Source organism: uncultured Slackia sp., from assembly GCF_934630525.1.
Taxonomy (GTDB): Bacteria; Actinomycetota; Coriobacteriia; order Coriobacteriales; family Eggerthellaceae; genus Slackia.
In genome coordinates this window covers 1-16,690 of the sequence record NZ_CAKTVX010000015.1, presented here as the reverse complement: position 1 = coordinate 16,690, position 16,690 = coordinate 1, and the positions used below count along the sequence as shown (strand labels likewise).

The 16,690-nt window shown below is 63.4% G+C and carries 30 protein-coding genes; 26 read left to right on the top strand and 4 right to left on the bottom strand.

Going from position 1 to position 16,690, the window contains the following annotated elements:
- Positions 1-58 precede the first annotated feature (58 nt).
- Positions 59-1,150 carry a hypothetical protein gene (locus tag Q0D41_RS09535; protein ID WP_294378495.1) on the bottom strand — a complete coding sequence of 364 codons (1,092 nt, stop codon included), beginning with the start codon at positions 1,148-1,150 and terminating at the stop codon, positions 59-61.
- A gap of 33 nt (positions 1,151-1,183) precedes the next feature.
- On the opposite strand from Q0D41_RS09535, the gene Q0D41_RS09530 reads away from it, so the two are divergent.
- On the top strand, positions 1,184-1,513 hold the full coding sequence (locus Q0D41_RS09530) for a YjcQ family protein (RefSeq protein WP_294378491.1): 330 nt from the start codon (positions 1,184-1,186) through the stop codon (positions 1,511-1,513).
- Positions 1,514-1,689: 176 nt separating this feature from the next.
- Positions 1,690-1,977: a hypothetical protein gene (locus Q0D41_RS09525; RefSeq protein WP_294378488.1), complete on the top strand. Its 288-nt coding sequence runs from the start codon at positions 1,690-1,692 to the stop codon at positions 1,975-1,977.
- Here Q0D41_RS09525 and Q0D41_RS09520 read toward each other — a convergent pair.
- The 3 genes from Q0D41_RS09520 to Q0D41_RS09510 form a co-directional block, all read right to left on the bottom strand.
- Complete coding sequence (locus Q0D41_RS09520) at positions 1,966-3,021, bottom strand: type II TA system antitoxin MqsA family protein (RefSeq protein ID WP_294378487.1); 1,056 nt, start codon at positions 3,019-3,021, stop codon at positions 1,966-1,968. The genes Q0D41_RS09525 and Q0D41_RS09520 overlap by 12 nt on opposite strands.
- Before the next feature lies 1 nt (position 3,022).
- Positions 3,023-3,334, bottom strand: a complete 312-nt coding sequence (locus Q0D41_RS09515; RefSeq protein ID WP_294378484.1) for a hypothetical protein — start codon at positions 3,332-3,334, stop codon at positions 3,023-3,025.
- 119 nt (positions 3,335-3,453) lie between these two features.
- Positions 3,454-4,086 (bottom strand): LexA family transcriptional regulator, encoded by a 633-nt coding sequence (locus Q0D41_RS09510; RefSeq protein WP_294378481.1) that lies wholly within the window; start codon positions 4,084-4,086, stop codon positions 3,454-3,456.
- A 140-nt stretch (positions 4,087-4,226) separates the two neighbouring features.
- Here Q0D41_RS09510 and Q0D41_RS09505 point away from each other — a divergent pair, with 140 nt between their 5' ends.
- From Q0D41_RS09505 to Q0D41_RS09390, 24 genes are all read left to right on the top strand, one after another.
- Positions 4,227-4,457, top strand: coding sequence for a helix-turn-helix domain-containing protein (locus Q0D41_RS09505; protein WP_294378478.1), 231 nt, complete (start codon positions 4,227-4,229; stop codon positions 4,455-4,457).
- 20 nt (positions 4,458-4,477) lie between these two features.
- On the top strand, positions 4,478-4,753 hold the full coding sequence (locus Q0D41_RS09500) for a helix-turn-helix domain-containing protein (protein WP_294378475.1): 276 nt from the start codon (positions 4,478-4,480) through the stop codon (positions 4,751-4,753).
- A complete protein-coding gene (locus tag Q0D41_RS09495) occupies positions 4,750-5,040 on the top strand; it encodes a hypothetical protein (protein WP_294378472.1) in 291 nt (96 codons plus the stop codon). The genes Q0D41_RS09500 and Q0D41_RS09495 overlap by 4 nt, the downstream gene beginning before the upstream one ends.
- On the top strand, positions 5,040-5,915 hold the full coding sequence (locus tag Q0D41_RS09490) for a phage antirepressor KilAC domain-containing protein (protein ID WP_294378469.1): 876 nt from the start codon (positions 5,040-5,042) through the stop codon (positions 5,913-5,915). The genes Q0D41_RS09495 and Q0D41_RS09490 overlap by 1 nt, the downstream gene beginning before the upstream one ends.
- Positions 5,912-6,061 (top strand): hypothetical protein, encoded by a 150-nt coding sequence (locus Q0D41_RS09485; protein ID WP_294378466.1) that lies wholly within the window; start codon positions 5,912-5,914, stop codon positions 6,059-6,061. The genes Q0D41_RS09490 and Q0D41_RS09485 overlap by 4 nt, the downstream gene beginning before the upstream one ends.
- A 54-nt stretch (positions 6,062-6,115) precedes the next feature.
- Positions 6,116-6,472 carry a RusA family crossover junction endodeoxyribonuclease gene (locus tag Q0D41_RS09480; protein ID WP_294378463.1) on the top strand — a complete coding sequence of 119 codons (357 nt, stop codon included), beginning with the start codon at positions 6,116-6,118 and terminating at the stop codon, positions 6,470-6,472.
- The gene (locus tag Q0D41_RS09475) at positions 6,469-7,050 is read left to right on the top strand and encodes a hypothetical protein (RefSeq protein WP_294378461.1); all 582 of its coding nucleotides are present in this window, start codon (positions 6,469-6,471) and stop codon (positions 7,048-7,050) included. Before Q0D41_RS09480 ends, Q0D41_RS09475 begins: the two co-directional genes overlap by 4 nt.
- Positions 7,051-7,086: 36 nt before the next feature.
- Positions 7,087-8,325: a ParB/RepB/Spo0J family partition protein gene (locus Q0D41_RS09470; protein WP_294378458.1), complete on the top strand. Its 1,239-nt coding sequence runs from the start codon at positions 7,087-7,089 to the stop codon at positions 8,323-8,325.
- Entirely contained in the window at positions 8,318-9,238 is a 921-nt protein-coding gene (locus tag Q0D41_RS09465; protein ID WP_294378454.1) for a YqaJ viral recombinase family protein, read from the top strand. Before Q0D41_RS09470 ends, Q0D41_RS09465 begins: the two co-directional genes overlap by 8 nt.
- Positions 9,239-9,240: 2 nt before the next feature.
- The gene (locus Q0D41_RS09460) at positions 9,241-10,170 is read left to right on the top strand and encodes a recombinase RecT (protein ID WP_294378449.1); all 930 of its coding nucleotides are present in this window, start codon (positions 9,241-9,243) and stop codon (positions 10,168-10,170) included.
- Positions 10,171-10,617: a single-stranded DNA-binding protein gene (locus Q0D41_RS09455; RefSeq protein WP_294378446.1), complete on the top strand. Its 447-nt coding sequence runs from the start codon at positions 10,171-10,173 to the stop codon at positions 10,615-10,617. It abuts the gene before it with no gap.
- 154 nt (positions 10,618-10,771) lie between these two features.
- Positions 10,772-11,050, top strand: coding sequence for a hypothetical protein (locus Q0D41_RS09450; protein ID WP_294378444.1), 279 nt, complete (start codon positions 10,772-10,774; stop codon positions 11,048-11,050).
- Between the two features lie 189 nt (positions 11,051-11,239).
- Positions 11,240-11,476 carry a hypothetical protein gene (locus Q0D41_RS09445; protein WP_294378441.1) on the top strand — a complete coding sequence of 79 codons (237 nt, stop codon included), beginning with the start codon at positions 11,240-11,242 and terminating at the stop codon, positions 11,474-11,476.
- Positions 11,473-11,679 (top strand): hypothetical protein, encoded by a 207-nt coding sequence (locus Q0D41_RS09440; protein ID WP_294378439.1) that lies wholly within the window; start codon positions 11,473-11,475, stop codon positions 11,677-11,679. Before Q0D41_RS09445 ends, Q0D41_RS09440 begins: the two co-directional genes overlap by 4 nt.
- Entirely contained in the window at positions 11,676-12,290 is a 615-nt protein-coding gene (dut, locus tag Q0D41_RS09435) for a dUTP diphosphatase (RefSeq protein WP_294378437.1), read from the top strand. The genes Q0D41_RS09440 and dut overlap by 4 nt, the downstream gene beginning before the upstream one ends.
- Positions 12,291-13,043, top strand: coding sequence for a hypothetical protein (locus tag Q0D41_RS09430; protein WP_294378434.1), 753 nt, complete (start codon positions 12,291-12,293; stop codon positions 13,041-13,043).
- Complete coding sequence (locus Q0D41_RS09425; protein WP_294378431.1) at positions 13,040-13,273, top strand: hypothetical protein; 234 nt, start codon at positions 13,040-13,042, stop codon at positions 13,271-13,273. Before Q0D41_RS09430 ends, Q0D41_RS09425 begins: the two co-directional genes overlap by 4 nt.
- 112 nt (positions 13,274-13,385) lie before the next feature.
- Positions 13,386-13,646 (top strand): hypothetical protein, encoded by a 261-nt coding sequence (locus tag Q0D41_RS09420; RefSeq protein WP_294378430.1) that lies wholly within the window; start codon positions 13,386-13,388, stop codon positions 13,644-13,646.
- Entirely contained in the window at positions 13,643-14,182 is a 540-nt protein-coding gene (locus Q0D41_RS09415) for a hypothetical protein (protein ID WP_294378428.1), read from the top strand. Before Q0D41_RS09420 ends, Q0D41_RS09415 begins: the two co-directional genes overlap by 4 nt.
- A complete protein-coding gene (locus Q0D41_RS09410; protein WP_294378426.1) occupies positions 14,179-14,634 on the top strand; it encodes a hypothetical protein in 456 nt (151 codons plus the stop codon). Before Q0D41_RS09415 ends, Q0D41_RS09410 begins: the two co-directional genes overlap by 4 nt.
- Complete coding sequence (locus Q0D41_RS09405) at positions 14,631-14,765, top strand: hypothetical protein (protein ID WP_294378423.1); 135 nt, start codon at positions 14,631-14,633, stop codon at positions 14,763-14,765. Before Q0D41_RS09410 ends, Q0D41_RS09405 begins: the two co-directional genes overlap by 4 nt.
- 78 nt (positions 14,766-14,843) lie before the next feature.
- The gene (locus tag Q0D41_RS09400) at positions 14,844-15,227 is read left to right on the top strand and encodes a helix-turn-helix transcriptional regulator (RefSeq protein WP_367113837.1); all 384 of its coding nucleotides are present in this window, start codon (positions 14,844-14,846) and stop codon (positions 15,225-15,227) included.
- Between the two features lie 61 nt (positions 15,228-15,288).
- Positions 15,289-15,717, top strand: coding sequence for an HNH endonuclease (locus Q0D41_RS09395; RefSeq protein WP_294378420.1), 429 nt, complete (start codon positions 15,289-15,291; stop codon positions 15,715-15,717).
- Between the two features lie 224 nt (positions 15,718-15,941).
- On the top strand, positions 15,942-16,690 hold a 749-nt coding region (locus tag Q0D41_RS09390), incomplete at its 3' end, for a hypothetical protein (RefSeq protein WP_294378416.1).

The window sequence follows — 16,690 nt, the reverse complement described above, 5'->3', positions numbered from 1 at the left end:
CAACTACGCTCTGACCTGCGGTTATGGTCGAGCATATCCTAAAATATCCCAAGTGGCCTCAGCCCTTGACGTAGGACGCGGCGAAGTCCGCGGCCAGCTGTTCGACCGAAGGTCGCAGATAATGCCTCCCCGTCACGCCTGGGAGCTTGTGCCCCATGAGCATTTCGAGCGTGCCGTAGCCGACGCCCCACTCGTATTGCGCGTAGGTGCGCCAGCCGTTGCGGAGGTTGGCGAACGGCACGCTTCCGACTTTGCGCCAGATTCGGTTGAGCGCTGCGGTGCCCATCGGCTTTCCGCCGACGTCGCTCATCCATTCGACGCCCTCCGCCTCGCGCTCGTCGCGCAGCTTGAGGAGCGCGTCGCAATACGGCTCGGGGACGAGCGTCTCGCGCTCGCTCTGCCGCGTCTTAGTGCATTCGCGCACCTCGCCGTTGAGGTGCCCCGCCTGGCGCTTGACGGAAACGGCGGCGAAGCGCACGCCTCCCGCCCGAACCTCGCGCACGTCCTCCATGCGCACGCCCAGGCTCTCGCCCGTGCGGCATCCGCCGAAAGCGGCCAGAATGTAGGCTGCCTCGTATGGCATCCCCGCAACCTTGGCGAGCATCTCCCTGGCTTGAGCGAGGCTGTAGACCTCCTTCGAGCGCGTCGAGCCCTTCGCGGGCATCTCGTATTCCCGCCTGAACGGGTTGGCTGGAATCTGTTCGAGATTCACCGCAAAGTCAAACGTGCGGCGCATGACTATCAGCGCGTTGTGCGCGTTGCCGTAGGCCATGCCGTCGAGCCATTCCTGCACGTCGAGCGGCCTCACCTGGTCGATGGGGACGCGCGCCCACCTCGGCTCGCAATGGTTCTTCCAGGCGCGCAGGTAGAGGCTCTTGGTGTTGCTCGCGCTGCCCTCGTACTTGCGTTCGAGCCAGGGGAGGTATCGCGCCTCGTAAAGCTGGCCGACCGTGGGCATTATGCGCTCGTCGCACTTCGCCGCCTGAATCTTTGCCAGCTCGTTGCAGGCCTCGCGGTACGTGCCGTACACGGTGCGGCTTCTGCGCCTGCGGCCCTGGGGAGTGTTCTCGACCCATCGCAGCACGTATTTCTTGCCGCGCGCGGCTTCCGTGACGGAACCCCAGGCGCGGCGGCGGGCTTTTCGTGGCATAATCGATCACGTCCTAACTGCGGAAGGGGAGACATGTCCAAAGACGATATGCATGTCGTGATGTACAAAATCCTGAAGTATCTGTACGAATGCCTGAAGCAGGGCAAAGAGGCTCGCGATGACAAGTACTGCGCCGGACGCATGGGCATCAATGAGAAATACTGGACGGCCATAATGCTCGAGCTTATCGAGCGCGACTACGTGCGCGGGTTCAAGGTGGCGCGCTACGACGATTTCGTGTCTATCATTCCCGCAGAACCGGCCATTACCATGCTCGGGGTGGAATTCCTGCTTGAAAACTCGATGATGAAGAAGGCGCACGACCTCATTGTGGACATGAAGGACTTCATTCCGTTGCCGTAGTTGTTGCATAATATGCACCGCCTTCCTTTTCGCCGAGGTTGGCAATCTAATGACGCCCGCGCATATAGAGCTGCAACTCTGCGCGGGTTTTTCTTATTGGGTTTAATGTCTATATCTAGCGTTCCGATAACGCGATATACTGCATGTTGTATGTCGCTCTTCCGAAACGAGGCATTATGGAAATCTACGACGGCTTCACAGGCGAAGCGCTCAAGCTCGGCGACGTGCTGCGCTCGTTCGAGCGCGGCGACGTGGTGCGCGTGGACGAGATAGGCGAGCAATGGTGCGGCGATTCGCATTCCGTCCCATCCGTGTGGCTCGATGCGATAGGCAGCATCTGCCAGCCTCCATTCAGAGGCCAGCTGGAGAAGTTCGACGGGAAATACGTGCTGCAGGGCTACACGAAGGAAGGCGTCACAGGAAAGACGAGAGACTACCTGCCGCGCTTGTTATTACCGGGATAAACCCTGTTGCCTTCGGCGCCCTGACATCCTCTCGGCGATGGCCGCGCCGATTTCGTTCGTGCCGCTCACGTAGCTGATTAGCTCGCCGTTGGAAGTGTTCTTCCATGCGCCGAGCTTGTGCGAGAATTCCGAGAGCTCCGATGCCGACGAGAACGTGTTCACGAACTCCGCGACCCTGTCGATTATCTCAAGCTCTTCCTGTGTGAAAACATCGGGGGCTTCGCCGTTCGGCACTATGATGTCGCCCCATTCGTACGATTCGAACCGTATGCTGCCCTCGCGCACCATGCCGGCTATGCGTGTCTCGTAGTCGGTCATGATTGGGCCGTAGTTCGCATGAGCGTAGGACATGCCGGTGAGTGATTTGCCCGTGAGCTCGAACGCGAAGCCGTCGCAGAAGAACGCGGCCTTCTGCAGCTTCGTCTTGTACAGCCCGCGGCATTTCTCGGCGAGGCGCATCGTGAGCGCCGTGACGCGCTCCCAGTCGAATGCGCGGTAGCCGTTCGTGGAGCATGGACGGCAGCTGTTCGTGAGCACGATTCCGTCCCACAGCAGCCCCATTTCGTCACCGGCGGCAAGACGCTCGATGTAGCTGCGAACTTTGGCGGCACCTGCGGACGTTATGCTCTGGCCGTTCAAGGAAAGCATCATTTCCGCCCCTTTCGGGGTTGCGGCCATGCGCATGGTGTTGCTGTGCAGCAGATCAGGGACCGACCCGTTTTCGTATTTGGCGGCGGTCTGCTCCCCGAAGCCCAGGAAGCGGCTGAACTCGCGCAGCGAAAGTCCCAGGCATTGGCGAAGCTTGCGTACCTCGTCTTTGGTGACGAGGCCGTGGGCCTTGCAGTATGCGGCGTATGCGGCGTCGATGTTGCCGCTCTCAACGCGGGCATCGGCTATCATCTCGCCGCAGTGGGGGCATACGGCCACCGTGGCGGTGTAGGCGACATCTTCGCCCTTGACGGGCAGGGTTTCGCCCCTTTCGACGAGCTGGGCGGTTACGGGCTCGTCGCATTCGATGCAATATGTCTCGATGGTTCCGGCCATCTTATCGCACCTCCCTTTCGGTGTAGAGCTTCACCGACAGCACTTTCGCGCGCTCGGCGTCCATCCTTATCGAGAGCTTCAAGTACAGCTTCTCGCCGCAATGCGTCGGGCTGAACTCAGCGACGGTCCACGCGGCGCGCTTCGGGTCTCTGTCGGGTTCCGGCCCGTCGAAGCAATCCTTCACCTCAAGCCCAAGGATGATTTCCTCCAGCTCCTTCATCGTCATGTTGCGTTCCGAGATAAAGCGAAGCGACGCCTCTCGGTCGACGAAAATGAACCCGTTCTTCTCGACGAAGCGCTTGAGCTCCATCAAGAATAGCGATATGGATGCTGATGGTTTCAATTCTCCCCTTATTGTAATCAATTAATTACATGTTGCCTATAACCAATTGGCTGTTATGCATCAAGCCCATATATAGAAAACTTCGATAGCTAGAAATGCCAGTCGAACGGCAAAACGAAGTACACGACCTCGCCGATGACCGTGATGGTCTGCGTGCCAGGCTCGTTGTAGTTGAATACCTGCTTGGAATAGGTCGGGTCGTTCGAGTCGGGCACCAGCTCGAAGCCGTTGTTGAGCCTGTTCACCCGCTTTATGGTCGCGTCGTACCCGTTCACGCAGACCGCGTACGGCACTCCGTTGCGCTCGACGGTATCGCATGGGTCGACGAGCGCGTAGCAGCCGTTCGGCAGGATGCGGTTCATCGAATCGCCCTCGACCTTGAGCAGGAATGCACTCGGGTAGCGGCGGCGCACTTCGGCGGGGACTGGGTGAGAATCCTCGACCGCCATCATCTCGATTGGCGTGCCTGCGGCGATTGAGCCATAAAGGGGGACTTCGACCATGTCCTTGCTCGGCGCGCCGTCTTTGCTGTCGGACATACAAAGCAGCCACTCGGCGGTGCATCCGAACTCTTTGCAAACCGCGGCGATCATGTCCGACTTCATGCCGGACTTGCCGCTCTCGTAATTGGCGTAGTTCTGCTGGGTCATTCCGATGCGAGCCGCCATCTCAGCTTGGGATTCCTTGCCTCGAAGCTCGAAGAGCCTATTCGGGTACTTCATTCTTATGCAGCTCCTTCCTTACAACTTCGTATTGTAATGATACAAGAAAATATTTTACCAATGCAATATTTTGGGTTGACATTACAATGCACGCTTGTATTATTGGACAAGTCACAACGATTGCTTGTAAGGAGGTGAACATGCCGAACCGAGTGAAGGCGGAGCGTTCTTTGAAGGGCCTGACCCAAGAACAGCTTGGTGACCTGGTGGGAGCTGACAAATCGACCATCGGTCGCTGGGAGAATGGCGGGGCAATCCCACAAGAGAAAATTGTAAGGCTCCGAAATCTTTTCGGATGCAGCGTCGACTGGCTGCTTGGTCTTTCAGAAGAGCGTCTCGTGGTCAAAGGCGCAGGAAAGGGCAGCAACTAACCGCAAGAGAGGAGGAAGAAATGAACGAGACGATTGAGGAGATGCGCGCCTGGGCGCTCTCAATCCAGCTCCAGGCGGCGAAGTTCGCCAAGGCGCTGGACGGAATGCAGGCCAGCGCGCCGCCGGCGAAGCTCTTCACCGTGCGAGAGCTCGCGAAGGAGTACGGAGTGGCCGCGTCGACGGTGTACGACGCGGTGAAGCGCGGAGACCTGCGCGCGGCTACCCCGAAGGGCTACAAGAACAAGCTCTTCATCAAGAAGGAATGGTTCGAAGAATGGTTAGGAGTAGGCGAATGAAGAAGGAATTCGGCGCGGAGGATTACGTCGGGTATGCGTCCGGTTTGCTCAAAGCGACGTCGACCGTTGTCAGCAACCTCGCGTTCAACGCCGCCGGGCTCAACGAAGGCGACGAGGACGTCCATCGCGGGAAGCTGCTGAAGAGCATCATCTTCCTGAAGACGATTGTCGATGGCCTCTTGGGCGAGCTGGCGGACGAAGAGGAAATCAAGCGCGCCGAGCGCGCGCTCGCGGCAGATTCAATCGAGGCGATTCTGCAGCGCATCAGGAAGAAAGAAGGCGAGTAATGCCAGAAAAAAATAACGCGGCCAGCGATTGGAACCCGACGGCCGCGGCTCAAGAAAGCGACCAGATTGTAACCCAAGAGGTTTCAAAGGTCGAGGTTTTCGACAATGACGAATTCGGCGGGCTTCGCGTGGTGAACAAGGATGGTGCGATTCTATTTCGCGCCACCGACGTAGCCAAGGCACTTGGCCAGCGCGACGCGGAGAAAGTGACGCGCTGTCTCGACTCGGACGAGTTTACCCATTTAGTGGGTACTAACAAAGGCACTCGAGCGGTGTCGTACATAACGGAGCCTGGCTTTTATCGCGCCGTGATGAATCGCAAGAGCGCCTTCGTCAACGACAAAGACGGGCGCGAGCGCATTCAGCGTTTCCAACGCTGGGTCACGCACGAAGTCCTGCCGGCCATCCGACGCGACGGCGGCTACATGGCCGCGGCTCCCGAGGAGACTCCCGAGCAGACCATGGCACGCGCGCTTCTCATCGCCCAGCGCACCATCGAGCGCGCCAAGGCGGAGGCGGCCAAGCTTCGCGAGGCCAACGCCGAGCTCGCCCCCAAGGCGATGTTCGCCGACGCGGTGAGCGCGTCCAAGACCACCATCCTGGTGGGCGAGCTCGCCAAGCTGCTGCGCCAGAACGGCGTGGACGTGGGGCAGAAGCGCCTCTTCGCGAGGCTGCGCGAGGACGGCTACCTGATGAAGGGAGGCAGCTCCTACAACCTGCCGACGCAGCGGAGCATGGAGATGGGCCTCTTTGAGATCAAGGAGACCACCATCGTCCACAGCGACGGCCACACCACCGTCAGCAAGACCCCGAAGGTCACGGGCAAGGGGCAAGTTTACTTCGTAAAGAAATTCTTGAAGGAGGCCACGGCATGACGCGCGAGGAATTCGACTTCTGCCGAGACGCGTTCGGCGCGCGAGAGCTGCTCGAAGGCCTCGGCAGCGCGGAGCAGGCGCTCGCCTGCGTGGGATGCGCCCTGGTCATGCTCGGCGCGCTGCTCACCCTCGGCCTGCTGCTCTAGCTAGCTCAATAGCCTGATAACCAGGTGATTATACACCGTAAAGAGAGGAGCAGCATGGCAACCCAGACGTTCACCGTGCCCGGGCGCTTCCCGAGCCTGAACGAGTTCTACCGAATGCCGCCGATGAAGCAGAACCGCGTGAAGCAGAAGTGCGACGAGGCCGTCGCTTGGGCCGCGAAAGGCGCGCGCATCCATCGCATGGAGCGCGTCCGAATCCGCTGTGCGTGGTTCGAGCCCAACCATCGCCGAGACCTCGACAACGTTTGCTTTGGCAAGAAATTCGTGTGCGACGGCCTCGTCAAGGCGGGCGTGCTCATCGACGACAAGCCGAGGTACGTGGTCGGCTTCGTCGACGAATTCGCCTACGACGAGGAGAACCCGCGCATCGTCGTGACCTTGGAGACGGCATGAGGCGAGGCGAGCGGGGCAGGCACTGGTCTGTCGGCGAGATTCGCGAGCTCGAATCGCTCGCCGGCGAGGTGCCCAGGCGCGAGATAGCCCGCAGGCTCCGCCGCTCGAATTCGTCGGTGCGCACCATGGCGAGCCGCCTCGGCCTGAGCCTGCGAGTCGCGCGGTGGGACATGCGCTGGTGCGACGGCTGCGCGACCTGGCGCACGTCGCTGGGCGAGCGCACCGGGCATTGCAGGGTCTGCGACAAGTGGCGCGGCGTGGAGACCGAAGAGGGCCGCGTGGCCGACGAGATAGCGGCCATGACCCCAGAGCAGCGGGCCGCCTTCGATGCCGGAGAGGGCAGGCGCGGCAGGCAGAAGCCGAGGCCCAAGAGGCCCGCGAGGCCCGACACCTCGAAGATGCCGAGGGCGCAGGCGCGGCGCGAGGAGGCGCGGTACATGGCCGCGCTTGAGGAGTGGGAGCTGGAATTCGCGAGCCGCCGCTACGACGCGGCGAAGACGAGGCTCAAGCGCGCCCGATGGGTGCGCGGCACCAATCCCCGAGGCTCGTCGCGGCCATCGAAAAATTCTGAAAAATAATGCGACATTCGAATATACAGCCTGATAGGAGGGCTAATGGACACTTTGGAAGTGAGTCTGGACGATGTGTATCCGGACGAGAACAACCCGAGGAAGGACTGGGGCGACATCGACGCCCTGGCGGATTCCTTCAAGGCAACGGGAGGCCAGCCGCTGCAGCCCATCGTGGTCGTGCGCGACGGCGGGATCTTCCGCCTCATCGACGGCGAGCGACGCTACCGAGCCATGCGCAAGAGCGGCCTGTCCCGCTGCCGCGCCTGCGTGTGCGAGGACATGGACGCGGCCAACGCGATGCTCGCGATGCTGGCCACGGACGAGAAGAAGCCGCTCACAGAGGCCGAGCGCGGCCACGGCGTCCAGCAGGCGCTGCTGCTCGGCGTAGACCCTCAGAGCGTCGAGGACGCGCTCAAGGTCAAGCACGCCGCCCGCATCAAGCGCGCCATGCAGCGCGTCGGCGACGACGCCGAGTACATGAGCCTCGATTGGCTCCTGGCCATCGACGAGCTGCGCTCCATGGGATGCGACGAGGGCGCGGAGGAGCTCGAGAAGGCCAAGGAGAAGGACTGGGAGCAGGTCGCGCAGTACTGGGCCTCAAAGCTCAAGCGCGAGCGCGAGGCGCGTGAGATGCGCGAGGCATTGGAGGCGGCTGGCGTGGCCATCGTCCACGACGCCCCCCGCATGTCCGACTACGACTACATGCGAGGCATCTACCGCGTGAAGGACGCGCAGGAGATCGAGTGGCCAGCGGGCTGCGTGGCCACCGTCGGCGAGTACGGCGCGACGGTCTACAGGCCCCGCGACAGCGAGAAGGACGCCGAGCAGGCGCGCCTCGACGCGATCGCCGCGGAATTCGAGAGCAACGCCCGCGAGGCGGCGCGCAAGCGCGCCTGCTTCGCCGTCGGCAAGGTCATGGACGGCGAGCCGCCCGAGGCCTTCTCGTCGCTGGCGTGCGAGCATTGGATGTCCTTCTACGGCTACTACGCGCATGTCGAGAAGCTGCTCGAGATTGCGGACTGGGACGAGAGCCACGCGCACGGCGAAAGCGGCGCGAGCGGGCCTCTGCTCCTGGCCGCCATCTACCGCCGACTCTGCTCGTCCGACCTGCAGAACCACGGGCGGGCCTACGCCAACGGCAGCCTCGGCGGGGACGGCAACCGCCGCCGCCTGGCCGAGTGGGTGGCCGACGGCGAAGCCCTGCAGGATGACGGCTACGTCTTCGGCGAGGAGGAGAAGTGGATGGCGGAGCGCGTGCGGGAGGCGATGGGCGATGAGTAGGGCCGTCCCGTACTCCATGGCGCGCTTCGCGGGAACCCCCGAGGAGGTCAGCGAGCAGTGGCACGCGAGCCGCAGGCGCGGCCTCGGAGGCTCGGACATGGGAGCCGTGATGGGCCTGTCCAAGTGGAAGAGCGCCTACGAGGTATGGCTCGAGAAGACCGGGCGCGCCGACCCCGAGGACATCGGCGGCAAGCCCGCGGTCGAGTGGGGCAACCGCCTCGAGCCGGTCGTGGCGGCGAAATTCGCCGACATGCATCCCGAATTCCGGGTGGCCAACCGATACGCGCAGATGTGGAGCCGCGAGCACCCCTGCATGTTCGCCGACATCGACCGCATGCTCACGCTGCCCGACGGCTCGCACGCCGTGCTGGAAATCAAGACGGCAGGGCAGTTCGTGCAGCAGGACTGGGACGAGGGCGTGCCCCCGCATTACCTGGCTCAGGTGGTGCATTACCTGGCCGTGACTGGGTGGGCGAAGGCCTACGTGGCCGTGCTCATCGGCGGCAACGACTACCGCGAGTACGAGGTGGCGCGCGACGAGGCCGACGTGGCCGCCGTGGTGTCCGCCGCCGAGTCCTTCTGGCGCGATTGCGTCGAGGGCGGCGCCGCGCCCGAGGCGGGCTTCCTCAAGTCCGAGGCCGACGCTCGCACGGCGGAGGCGGGCATGCCCGGCGACGAGTACGCGCTGATGCTCGACTCCGAGCTTCCGTGGCTCGGCGAGCTGGCCGAGGCGAAGCGCGCGGCGAAGGAGGCCGACGAGGCGGCGAAGCGCATGGAGAACGAGCTGCGCCAGCTCATCGGGAGCGACAAGGGCATCGAGACGGAGACGAAGAGGGTCACGTGGGTGCGTTCGATGCGCAACGGCAAGCTGACCAACGGCGGAATCAGAATCACAGAGAAGAAGGGAGCCTAGGAATGGGCGAATTGGCAACCAAGGCGGCGCAGGTGCAGGCGGTGCAGACGGCGGGAAGCCCGAAAGGCATGGCCGCGATGCTCGAGAAGGCGTGGCCGCGAATCGAGGCAGTCTTGCCGGAGGGAATGAGCAGGAAGCGCTTCTACCAGACATCGCTTTCGCTCATCAACAGGACGCCGAAGCTCGGCCTGTGCGACTCCGCGTCGGTCTGCAGCTGCCTGATGAGCTGCAGCGCGCTCGGCCTCGAGCCGTCTGTCGTTGACGGCCTGGGGCGCGCCTACATCCTGCCGTACAAGACCAAGACGGGCATGCACGCGCAGATGATTATCGGATACAAGGGCATGCTCGACCTCGCCCGCCGCAGCGGCCAGATTCGCTCGATCAGCGCGCGAGCCGTGTACGAGGGCGACGAGTTCCGCTACAGCTTCGGCCTCGAAGAGAGCCTGACTCACGTTCCGAGCGGCCGAGAGCACGAGGCGGGCGAGAAGCCCACGCACGTCTACATGGTCGCGCACTTCACCGACGGAGGCCACTACATGGACGTGATGAGCCTGCAGGACGTTGAGGCAATCCGCAAGCGCAGCAAGGCCGCGACCTCAGGCCCCTGGGTCACCGACTACGAGGCCATGGCCAAGAAGACGGTCATCCGCCGCGCATTCCCCTACCTGCCTGTCAGCGTGACCGCCCAGCAGAGCGTGAGCGCCGACGAGAGCGACGGCGGCTTCGTGGACATGCTGACGCGCGAGCCCGTTATCGAGCCGCAGCCCGTAGAGGCCGCCGAGCAGCCCGGGGAGCAGGCCCCCGCGACTCGCTACGCGGTGTGCCAGGGATGCGGCACGGTGGTCGAGGGCGTGACCGCCGACGCCACGCCGCAGGACTTCGAGGGCGCGGGATGCTGCGGGAATCCGAGCTACATCATCCAGGAGGGCTAGATGAGCATCAACAAAGTGGTTATCACTGGCAATCTCACGCGCGACCCGGAGCTTCGCGAAACCCCGAGCGGCTTCCAGATTCTGAGCTTCGGCGTTGCCGTCAACGACCGCCGCAAGAACCAGCAGACGGGCCAGTACGAGGACTACGCGAACTTCGTGGATTGCACTATGTTCGGCAACCGCGCCGCGAGCGTCTCCCGCTTCCTCGCCAAGGGCAGCAAGGTCGCAATCGAGGGCAAGCTGCGCTGGTCGCAATGGGAAGCCCAAGACGGCGGCAAGCGCAGCAAGCTCGAAGTCGTTGTCGACGAGCTCGAATTCATGAGCCGCGACGGCCAGCAGCAGGGCCAGCAGCGCGCCCAGGGCATGCAGCGGGGCACGGCGCAGGCTTACGCCTCGATGGGCGTGCAGCCGCAGGCCGTGGCCTACGACGACGAGATTCCCTTTTAGCGGATGAGAGGAGGGCCGCATGGCCGATTCCATCGGGCTCCCTGCGGCCCGCCCGCTCGACGGCGGGAGGTGGGCTCCCGTCACCGCCGCGCAGCTCGAGGCCTACGAGGCCGTCGAGGGAGTGCCGGCCAGGAGGCTCGCGAGGAGCATGCTCATGGCGCAGAGGCCCGGCGGCAGGCTCAAGGAGTGGGAGCGCGAGCAGCTCGACAATTACCTCGAGTCGCGGGGCATGGCCGACGTGGACGCCGAAGCGGTGGCCACGGTGCAGATGAGCAAGGCCGAGGCGCAGCGCGTCATAGGCTCGCGCCGCGGCCCGTACTCGCCCTCATCGGTATTCGCCCAGCTGTGCGCTTGCGGCTTCGCGGCCAAGGTGACCGACGGCGTGAAGGGGCATCCGAGCCTTTACCTGCTCGGGCCCTTCCAGGCGAAATAGGGGCACACTTTTTTGGAAATAGGGGCACACTTTTCGCCGAATAGGGGCACACTCGGCACCTCGCGACCTGGGGTTATGCCGTCGTATCCAATATTAATCCATATATACCCAAATTAGACCTAGAAGAGTATCCGGGCTGATACAGGAGGCTTCGGCCGAGTATCGCCCTTCGTAGAGACAGGAGGAGCCATGGACGAGAGGCCGAGGCTGTCGGGCATCGTCTACGACACCGAGTGGGACGCTGCCGAGAAGCGCTTCGTCCCGACGCATATCAGGCGGCTCAAGGACGGCCGCACCTACGACGCGGGAGACGAGGGCGAGGCATGGGCCATCCCCCGCATCGAGGAGGCGAGCAAGCCTCCCGAGCGCCCCGCCATGACGAGCCGCGAGTGGATGGCCATGCATCCGGAATGGGGGATGCGATGAGCTGCGAGCGCTGCGAGCCGTACTCGCGCGCCGAGTCCGACATGCGCGAGCGCGGCACGGGCTTCGTGCTCGCGATCGACTCGGCCATGAGCCCGCCGAAGCTGGTAGCGGAATTCGACAGCGACGGATGCATGGTCGAGTACGCGATGGAGGACATTCGATTCTGCCCATACTGCGGCAGGGACTTGGAGGAAGAGAGATGAGCGAAACCAAGATTGAGCGATGCCCGAGATGCGACCACAGTGCGTGGCTCGAGAACATGGAGAGCATCTACGGCGGCCGCGCTTGGGCGGTCGAGTGCGAGCACTGCCACTGCTCGGTCGTGGTATACGGCACGAAGGAGGAAGCCGTCGACGAGTGGAATCGCCGAGCGCGAAGGCTGGCTGGCGTGGCGGAAATCGAAACCGTGTGCGCAGCCGACCAGATGCCGACGCGCGCCCACATGCACGACGCTGGCGCAGACCTGCGAGCGTGCGAGTACTGCTCCATCGGAAGCAGGCAATTCGCCATGGTGCCCACTGGCGTACGCGTGAGCATCCCCGAGGGCTATTTCGGTCTTCTGGCGGCTCGCAGCAGCCTTTGCATGCGCGGCCTGCTCATGGCGAACGGCGTGGGAATCATCGACGCGGGCTTCACGGGCGAAATCAAGGTGCCGCTCTTCAACGCGGGCTGCACGCCGAGCAGCGTGCTGGCGGGCGAGCGCATCGCGCAGCTGGTCGTGATTCCATGCGAATTGCCGACATTCAGGATGGTTGACGGATTGGAAGACACCGAGCGCGGCGAAGGTGGCTTCGGAAGCACGGGGGTGGAGTAGATGCTTAGTTTGAAAGCGGGAATCGAAGACCTGAAGCAGGCGAAAACCCTCATGAGCGAGGCGAATCACATCATGAGCGACCACGTCTCGAAGCTCAAGGCGCTCGAAGAGGAGAACGCCGAGCTGCAGGCGGAGCTCGACGATTGGAAGGGCAACGCCGAGGGTTTTCAGCCCGATGCGTACATGAAGCTGCCGCTCGATGCCGACGGCGTGCCGATTCACATCGGGGATGCGGTGTGTTTCGAGAACGAAGTTACGAAGGTGTACGGCATGCACTGGAATGGAACAAGCTGGTCGCTCAGCCTGCATAATCGCGCCGAAGACACGGCCTCACACCGTTGTCGCCGGGTGCCAACGGCGTCGTTTGTTGGCGCGGATGACGCCCCAATTGCCGTCGGCGACATCGTGTACCGAGATGACGACCCCGAGCCGCTGAAAGTCGTTAGCTTCCATGGGACCAATGGGAGCTACTGCACGGTTGGCCTCGAGGACAGCGATGGAATACTCGTGAGCGCTGATGCGCCGCGTTTGTCTCATGAGAAGCCCGAGCCTGCCGACAGCTGGGAGAAGCTGGAAGAGGATGCGATGCAACACGCATGCTTCTATCTTGGCATCGACTCAGAAAATACGTCGTGCGAAGACTGTCCGCACGGGTCAAGGCTGACCGGACGCATATGCTGGCAGAACGCCCGCCTCGACATGATAGCCCGCGCCAAGAAGCTCGCGGGCATCGAAGAGGAGGCGGAGCGATGATGACGTGCGAAAAGAAGCACCCCGAGACAATCGAAGAGCTTGTTGACGAATGCCGAGCTCTTTCGAGTCGAATCGACCTCTACGATATGGAAGGCGACGACGGCTTGTTCGCCGACAGGCTCTGTTTCGACCCTTCCGAGCCGCCGAGCGGCGAATACGTGTATGGCTGCGCGATGGTGCCCGCCCAATGGGTGCTGCATGTCTTGAGCGGGAAGGAGGTGCGCAAATGAGCGACCGCAGAGAGATACGCGATGGAAGACCCGCTCGGGGAAATCATGGACAACGCACCGTGGTTCATCAGCCAATACGGGAGCGATGGATGGTGCGAGGAGGTGAGCCAGCTTGGGGGGCCGTTTTAAAACCGAGCCGGATGCGAAGGCGCGAAAGCGCACGATTTGGCTCGTGACCGACTTCGGCGGCGAATGGGAAGACGCGTGGGAATACCCGGTAATCGCCTTCACCGACAAAGCCGCCGCGGAAGAATGCGCGAGGGTGCGCGAGCCGCGCCAGCGCGACGAGGACGATTTCGCGGTCACGAGTTTCATCGGCTGCAGCGTGATCGAGGTCCCGCTCGTGGACTTCGGAGACAAGGAGGAGAAATGAATCTCGAAGATTTCTTCATCGAGGAGCACAAGAAGCTCAGGCGCGAGAACGAGTTGCTCAAAGAAGAGAATGCGAATCTCAACCGCAGAATCGCGAAGGTTCCGAAGCCCGTCGAAACGGCTGGCCTGCTCGACGTAAGAATCGTCGAAACAGACGTCGAGGCGGTGAAGGTCGTCTTCGCGTCCTCGTATGCGCTGCAGAACGCGTACAAGGGCAAGCCGTCCTCGTGCCTCGAAGAGAAGAAGGCCGACATGGGCAACGCGCTGGAATGGCCCGAGGAAGAGCACCTGAAGGCAATCGACGTGAAGCGCGAGAAGTTCGCGGCGCTCATCGCGGTGAAGGTGCTGGGCGTTGAGTGCAAGTACCTCGTTCGGAACGATTGCAAGCTCGAAGGCCTGAACAACTCGCTGCCTGGAATGTGGTGCCCCGCGGAGCAGGAAGGAGAGCTGGTCGAGAAGGCGAAGAAAGGCCTGCTCGCCGAGATGGACAAGGCAATCAAGCGCATGAAGGACGAAGAGGCGAAGGAGGAGCAATGACCCACAGTAGCGACTACCGCATGGCCGGCCCGTCGGCGGTGCTCGAACCGCGCGAGAGCGGCCGTAAGCTCCCGCCGCTGCAGATAAGCTACTTCGACCCGCGCACGGGCAAGCCCTCGCCGACCAAGTGCGAGCCGTTGCACGCCGACGGGCGCGCGGGCATCAGGCGCGACGAGCGCGGCAACCCCGCATCGGCCGTCGCGTTGGAGCGCGGCACCATAGCGGCGCAGATGCGCGAGGCGTCCAAGCGGGGAATCGAGGCCATGAAGAAGCGCCGAGGCTACCCGGGCAAGCCCGTGGAGGTCGACGGCAGGCGCTACGAGTCGCAGGCGGAGGCCGCGACGGCCGAGGGATTCCCGAGGCAGGCGCTCGCGAGCCTGCGCAGCCGAAGCGGCGCGAAGGTCGGCGAGGCCGTGCAGTACCGCGGCCACGAGGTCAGGTGGCTGGCATGATGTGGGCTCTGTCGTGCATCGCGCTGCTCTGCCTCGGATGGGCGGCCACGCTGATGATGCTGATCCGCGCGCTCGAGAGGCTGTCGCAGACGCGCGAGCTGTGCGAGCTGCTGATGAAGAGGAGGCGGTAGCGATGCCCGTCATATACGGCCAGTCGAGCATCGGCCGCACGTCGGTCGCGGTGCCGCAGCGCGAGCACGTTCCGCGAAATGCTTGGACTGAGCCAGCAGGACGTGGCCGAAGCGGTCGGGGTCGACCGCCGCAGCGTTAAGCGCTGGGAGTCCGGCGAATATCCCGTGCCGGACGATGTGGCCGAATGGCTCATGGGCGAGAAGGCCGCGGCGGACTATACCGTGCGAAACGTCGTGAAGGACATCCTGTCAGCCGAGGTTGTGCCGGCCACGGTCTCGCTCACGTACTACCGCACGCAGGAAGAGTACGACGAGCACGGGCGCGACGACGGCCCCTTCGGCATCAGCAATGCGAACGCGCGGCGAGTGGCCGACGCGCTCGAGGCCGAGGGCATCGCGTGCAAGTTCTGCTACCCCGGCGAGTCGGAAGAGGTCGAGACCGCCAAGGCGGTGACCAGGTAGGCATCATGTCTTCCGCGGCCCGGGTTTCCCTCCTCCCCGGGCCTTTGCGGAAGGAGACGCGATGAGGCCTAAGATGTGGCGGACATGCCCGAGATGCAAGAGGCCCGTGCCGCCAGGCGGCCGCTGCCAATGCAGCGCGAGGGCCGCGAGCCCCGCCGCGATCGCGCGGGCCAAGGAGCGCGACAAAGGCAGGGACAGGAGCGCCGAGCCGTGGCGCAAGGCATACGGCGGTGCAGAGTACCGGGTCAACCGCGAGCGCGCCATCGCCTCGCACGGCGGCATGTGCGCCCGCTGCGGCAAGCCCGTGGCCGTGCGCCAGGCGTCGGGCAAGTGGCGCATGCTGCCTGGCTGCGGAGTCCATCACATGACGCCGCTGCGAAGCGGAGGCGGAAACCACGGGGGCAATCTGGTGCCGCTGTGCGGAAGGTGCCACGCCCTCGCCGACGCCGCGCTGCGCCGAGGGGATGCCCGCCGCTCGCCCGAAGAATGAAAAAGAATACCGCTCACGGAAGCCGCCCACAGGCGGCTTTTCTTGTGCCCGATACCGTTCGCCGAGGACGGGAGGGGTATAGAAAATCACGAAACGCCGTTCGCCGACCCTGGCCGCCGCCCCACGGAAGGTATTTCCGCCCGAAAATAGAAATCGGGGGTGACGTTGCCCGATGCCGCCCAGGTGACGCTTGGCGGAACATGCTCCAACCGAGAGAGAGGAGCATGATGGGCCAATCGAAGGAGAGCTTCGGGGATTACGACGCGTTCATCGAGAAGTTCAAGCCGAAGAAGACCACGGACGACTGCATCACGCCGCCCGAGATATACGCAGTCGTGCTCGAATACGTGCGCGAGCGCTGGGGCGTCGATGCCGATGACGTCGTGCGCCCGTTCTGGCCCGGCGGCAATTACGAGCGCTTCGAGTACCCCGATGGATGCTGCGTGGTCGACAATCCGCCGTTCTCGATCCTGTCGAAGATTCAGGAATTCTACCTGCAGCGAGGCATACGCTTCTTCCTCTTCGCCCCGTCGCTCACGTGCTTGGGAGGCAGGAGCGTCGTGATGAAGGTCGACCACATCGTCTGCGATTGCAATATCACGTACGCGAACGGTGCCGTGGTGCGCACGGGCTTTGTGACGAACCTCGACGAGGAGCACGTGCTCGAAGCCGACCCCGCGCTTAGCGACAGGCTGAACGAGGCGAACAAGGCGAGGCTCAAGGAGCAGAAGCGCCAAGTTGGGAACTACGAGTACCCCGACAACGTGCTGACGGCTGCGCGCGCACAATGGTTCGCGGCGCACCATACGCCGTTCAGGCTCAAGCGGGCGGACGCCGAGCCGATCGGCGCGCTCGACGAGCAGAAGAAGCGCGGGAAGGCGATTTTCGGCGGCGGGCTTCTGCTTTCGAGCCGCGCAGCGGCTGAACGCGCAGCGGCTGAACGCGCAGCGGCTGAACGCGCAGCGGCTGAACG

Excerpts from the sequence above, each read along its gene's own strand:
- Q0D41_RS09535 (WP_294378495.1), bottom strand. The coding sequence starts at position 1,150 with ATGCCACGAAAAGCCCGCCGCCGCGCCTGGGGTTCCGTCACGGAAGCC.
- Q0D41_RS09530 (WP_294378491.1), top strand. The coding sequence starts at position 1,184 with ATGTCCAAAGACGATATGCATGTCGTGATGTACAAAATCCTGAAGTAT.
- Q0D41_RS09525 (WP_294378488.1), top strand. The coding sequence starts at position 1,690 with ATGGAAATCTACGACGGCTTCACAGGCGAAGCGCTCAAGCTCGGCGAC.
- Q0D41_RS09520 (WP_294378487.1), bottom strand. The coding sequence starts at position 3,021 with ATGGCCGGAACCATCGAGACATATTGCATCGAATGCGACGAGCCCGTA.
- Q0D41_RS09510 (WP_294378481.1), bottom strand. The coding sequence starts at position 4,086 with ATGAAGTACCCGAATAGGCTCTTCGAGCTTCGAGGCAAGGAATCCCAA.
- Q0D41_RS09505 (WP_294378478.1), top strand. The coding sequence starts at position 4,227 with ATGCCGAACCGAGTGAAGGCGGAGCGTTCTTTGAAGGGCCTGACCCAA.
- Q0D41_RS09500 (WP_294378475.1), top strand. The coding sequence starts at position 4,478 with ATGAACGAGACGATTGAGGAGATGCGCGCCTGGGCGCTCTCAATCCAG.
- Q0D41_RS09495 (WP_294378472.1), top strand. The coding sequence starts at position 4,750 with ATGAAGAAGGAATTCGGCGCGGAGGATTACGTCGGGTATGCGTCCGGT.
- Q0D41_RS09490 (WP_294378469.1), top strand. The coding sequence starts at position 5,040 with ATGCCAGAAAAAAATAACGCGGCCAGCGATTGGAACCCGACGGCCGCG.
- Q0D41_RS09485 (WP_294378466.1), top strand. The coding sequence starts at position 5,912 with ATGACGCGCGAGGAATTCGACTTCTGCCGAGACGCGTTCGGCGCGCGA.
- Q0D41_RS09480 (WP_294378463.1), top strand. The coding sequence starts at position 6,116 with ATGGCAACCCAGACGTTCACCGTGCCCGGGCGCTTCCCGAGCCTGAAC.
- Q0D41_RS09475 (WP_294378461.1), top strand. The coding sequence starts at position 6,469 with ATGAGGCGAGGCGAGCGGGGCAGGCACTGGTCTGTCGGCGAGATTCGC.
- Q0D41_RS09470 (WP_294378458.1), top strand. The coding sequence starts at position 7,087 with ATGGACACTTTGGAAGTGAGTCTGGACGATGTGTATCCGGACGAGAAC.
- Q0D41_RS09465 (WP_294378454.1), top strand. The coding sequence starts at position 8,318 with ATGAGTAGGGCCGTCCCGTACTCCATGGCGCGCTTCGCGGGAACCCCC.
- Q0D41_RS09460 (WP_294378449.1), top strand. The coding sequence starts at position 9,241 with ATGGGCGAATTGGCAACCAAGGCGGCGCAGGTGCAGGCGGTGCAGACG.
- Q0D41_RS09455 (WP_294378446.1), top strand. The coding sequence starts at position 10,171 with ATGAGCATCAACAAAGTGGTTATCACTGGCAATCTCACGCGCGACCCG.
- Q0D41_RS09450 (WP_294378444.1), top strand. The coding sequence starts at position 10,772 with ATGGCGCAGAGGCCCGGCGGCAGGCTCAAGGAGTGGGAGCGCGAGCAG.
- Q0D41_RS09445 (WP_294378441.1), top strand. The coding sequence starts at position 11,240 with ATGGACGAGAGGCCGAGGCTGTCGGGCATCGTCTACGACACCGAGTGG.
- Q0D41_RS09440 (WP_294378439.1), top strand. The coding sequence starts at position 11,473 with ATGAGCTGCGAGCGCTGCGAGCCGTACTCGCGCGCCGAGTCCGACATG.
- dut (WP_294378437.1), top strand. The coding sequence starts at position 11,676 with ATGAGCGAAACCAAGATTGAGCGATGCCCGAGATGCGACCACAGTGCG.
- Q0D41_RS09430 (WP_294378434.1), top strand. The coding sequence starts at position 12,291 with ATGCTTAGTTTGAAAGCGGGAATCGAAGACCTGAAGCAGGCGAAAACC.
- Q0D41_RS09425 (WP_294378431.1), top strand. The coding sequence starts at position 13,040 with ATGATGACGTGCGAAAAGAAGCACCCCGAGACAATCGAAGAGCTTGTT.
- Q0D41_RS09415 (WP_294378428.1), top strand. The coding sequence starts at position 13,643 with ATGAATCTCGAAGATTTCTTCATCGAGGAGCACAAGAAGCTCAGGCGC.
- Q0D41_RS09410 (WP_294378426.1), top strand. The coding sequence starts at position 14,179 with ATGACCCACAGTAGCGACTACCGCATGGCCGGCCCGTCGGCGGTGCTC.
- Q0D41_RS09405 (WP_294378423.1), top strand. The coding sequence starts at position 14,631 with ATGATGTGGGCTCTGTCGTGCATCGCGCTGCTCTGCCTCGGATGGGCG.
- Q0D41_RS09400 (WP_367113837.1), top strand. The coding sequence starts at position 14,844 with ATGCTTGGACTGAGCCAGCAGGACGTGGCCGAAGCGGTCGGGGTCGAC.
- Q0D41_RS09395 (WP_294378420.1), top strand. The coding sequence starts at position 15,289 with ATGAGGCCTAAGATGTGGCGGACATGCCCGAGATGCAAGAGGCCCGTG.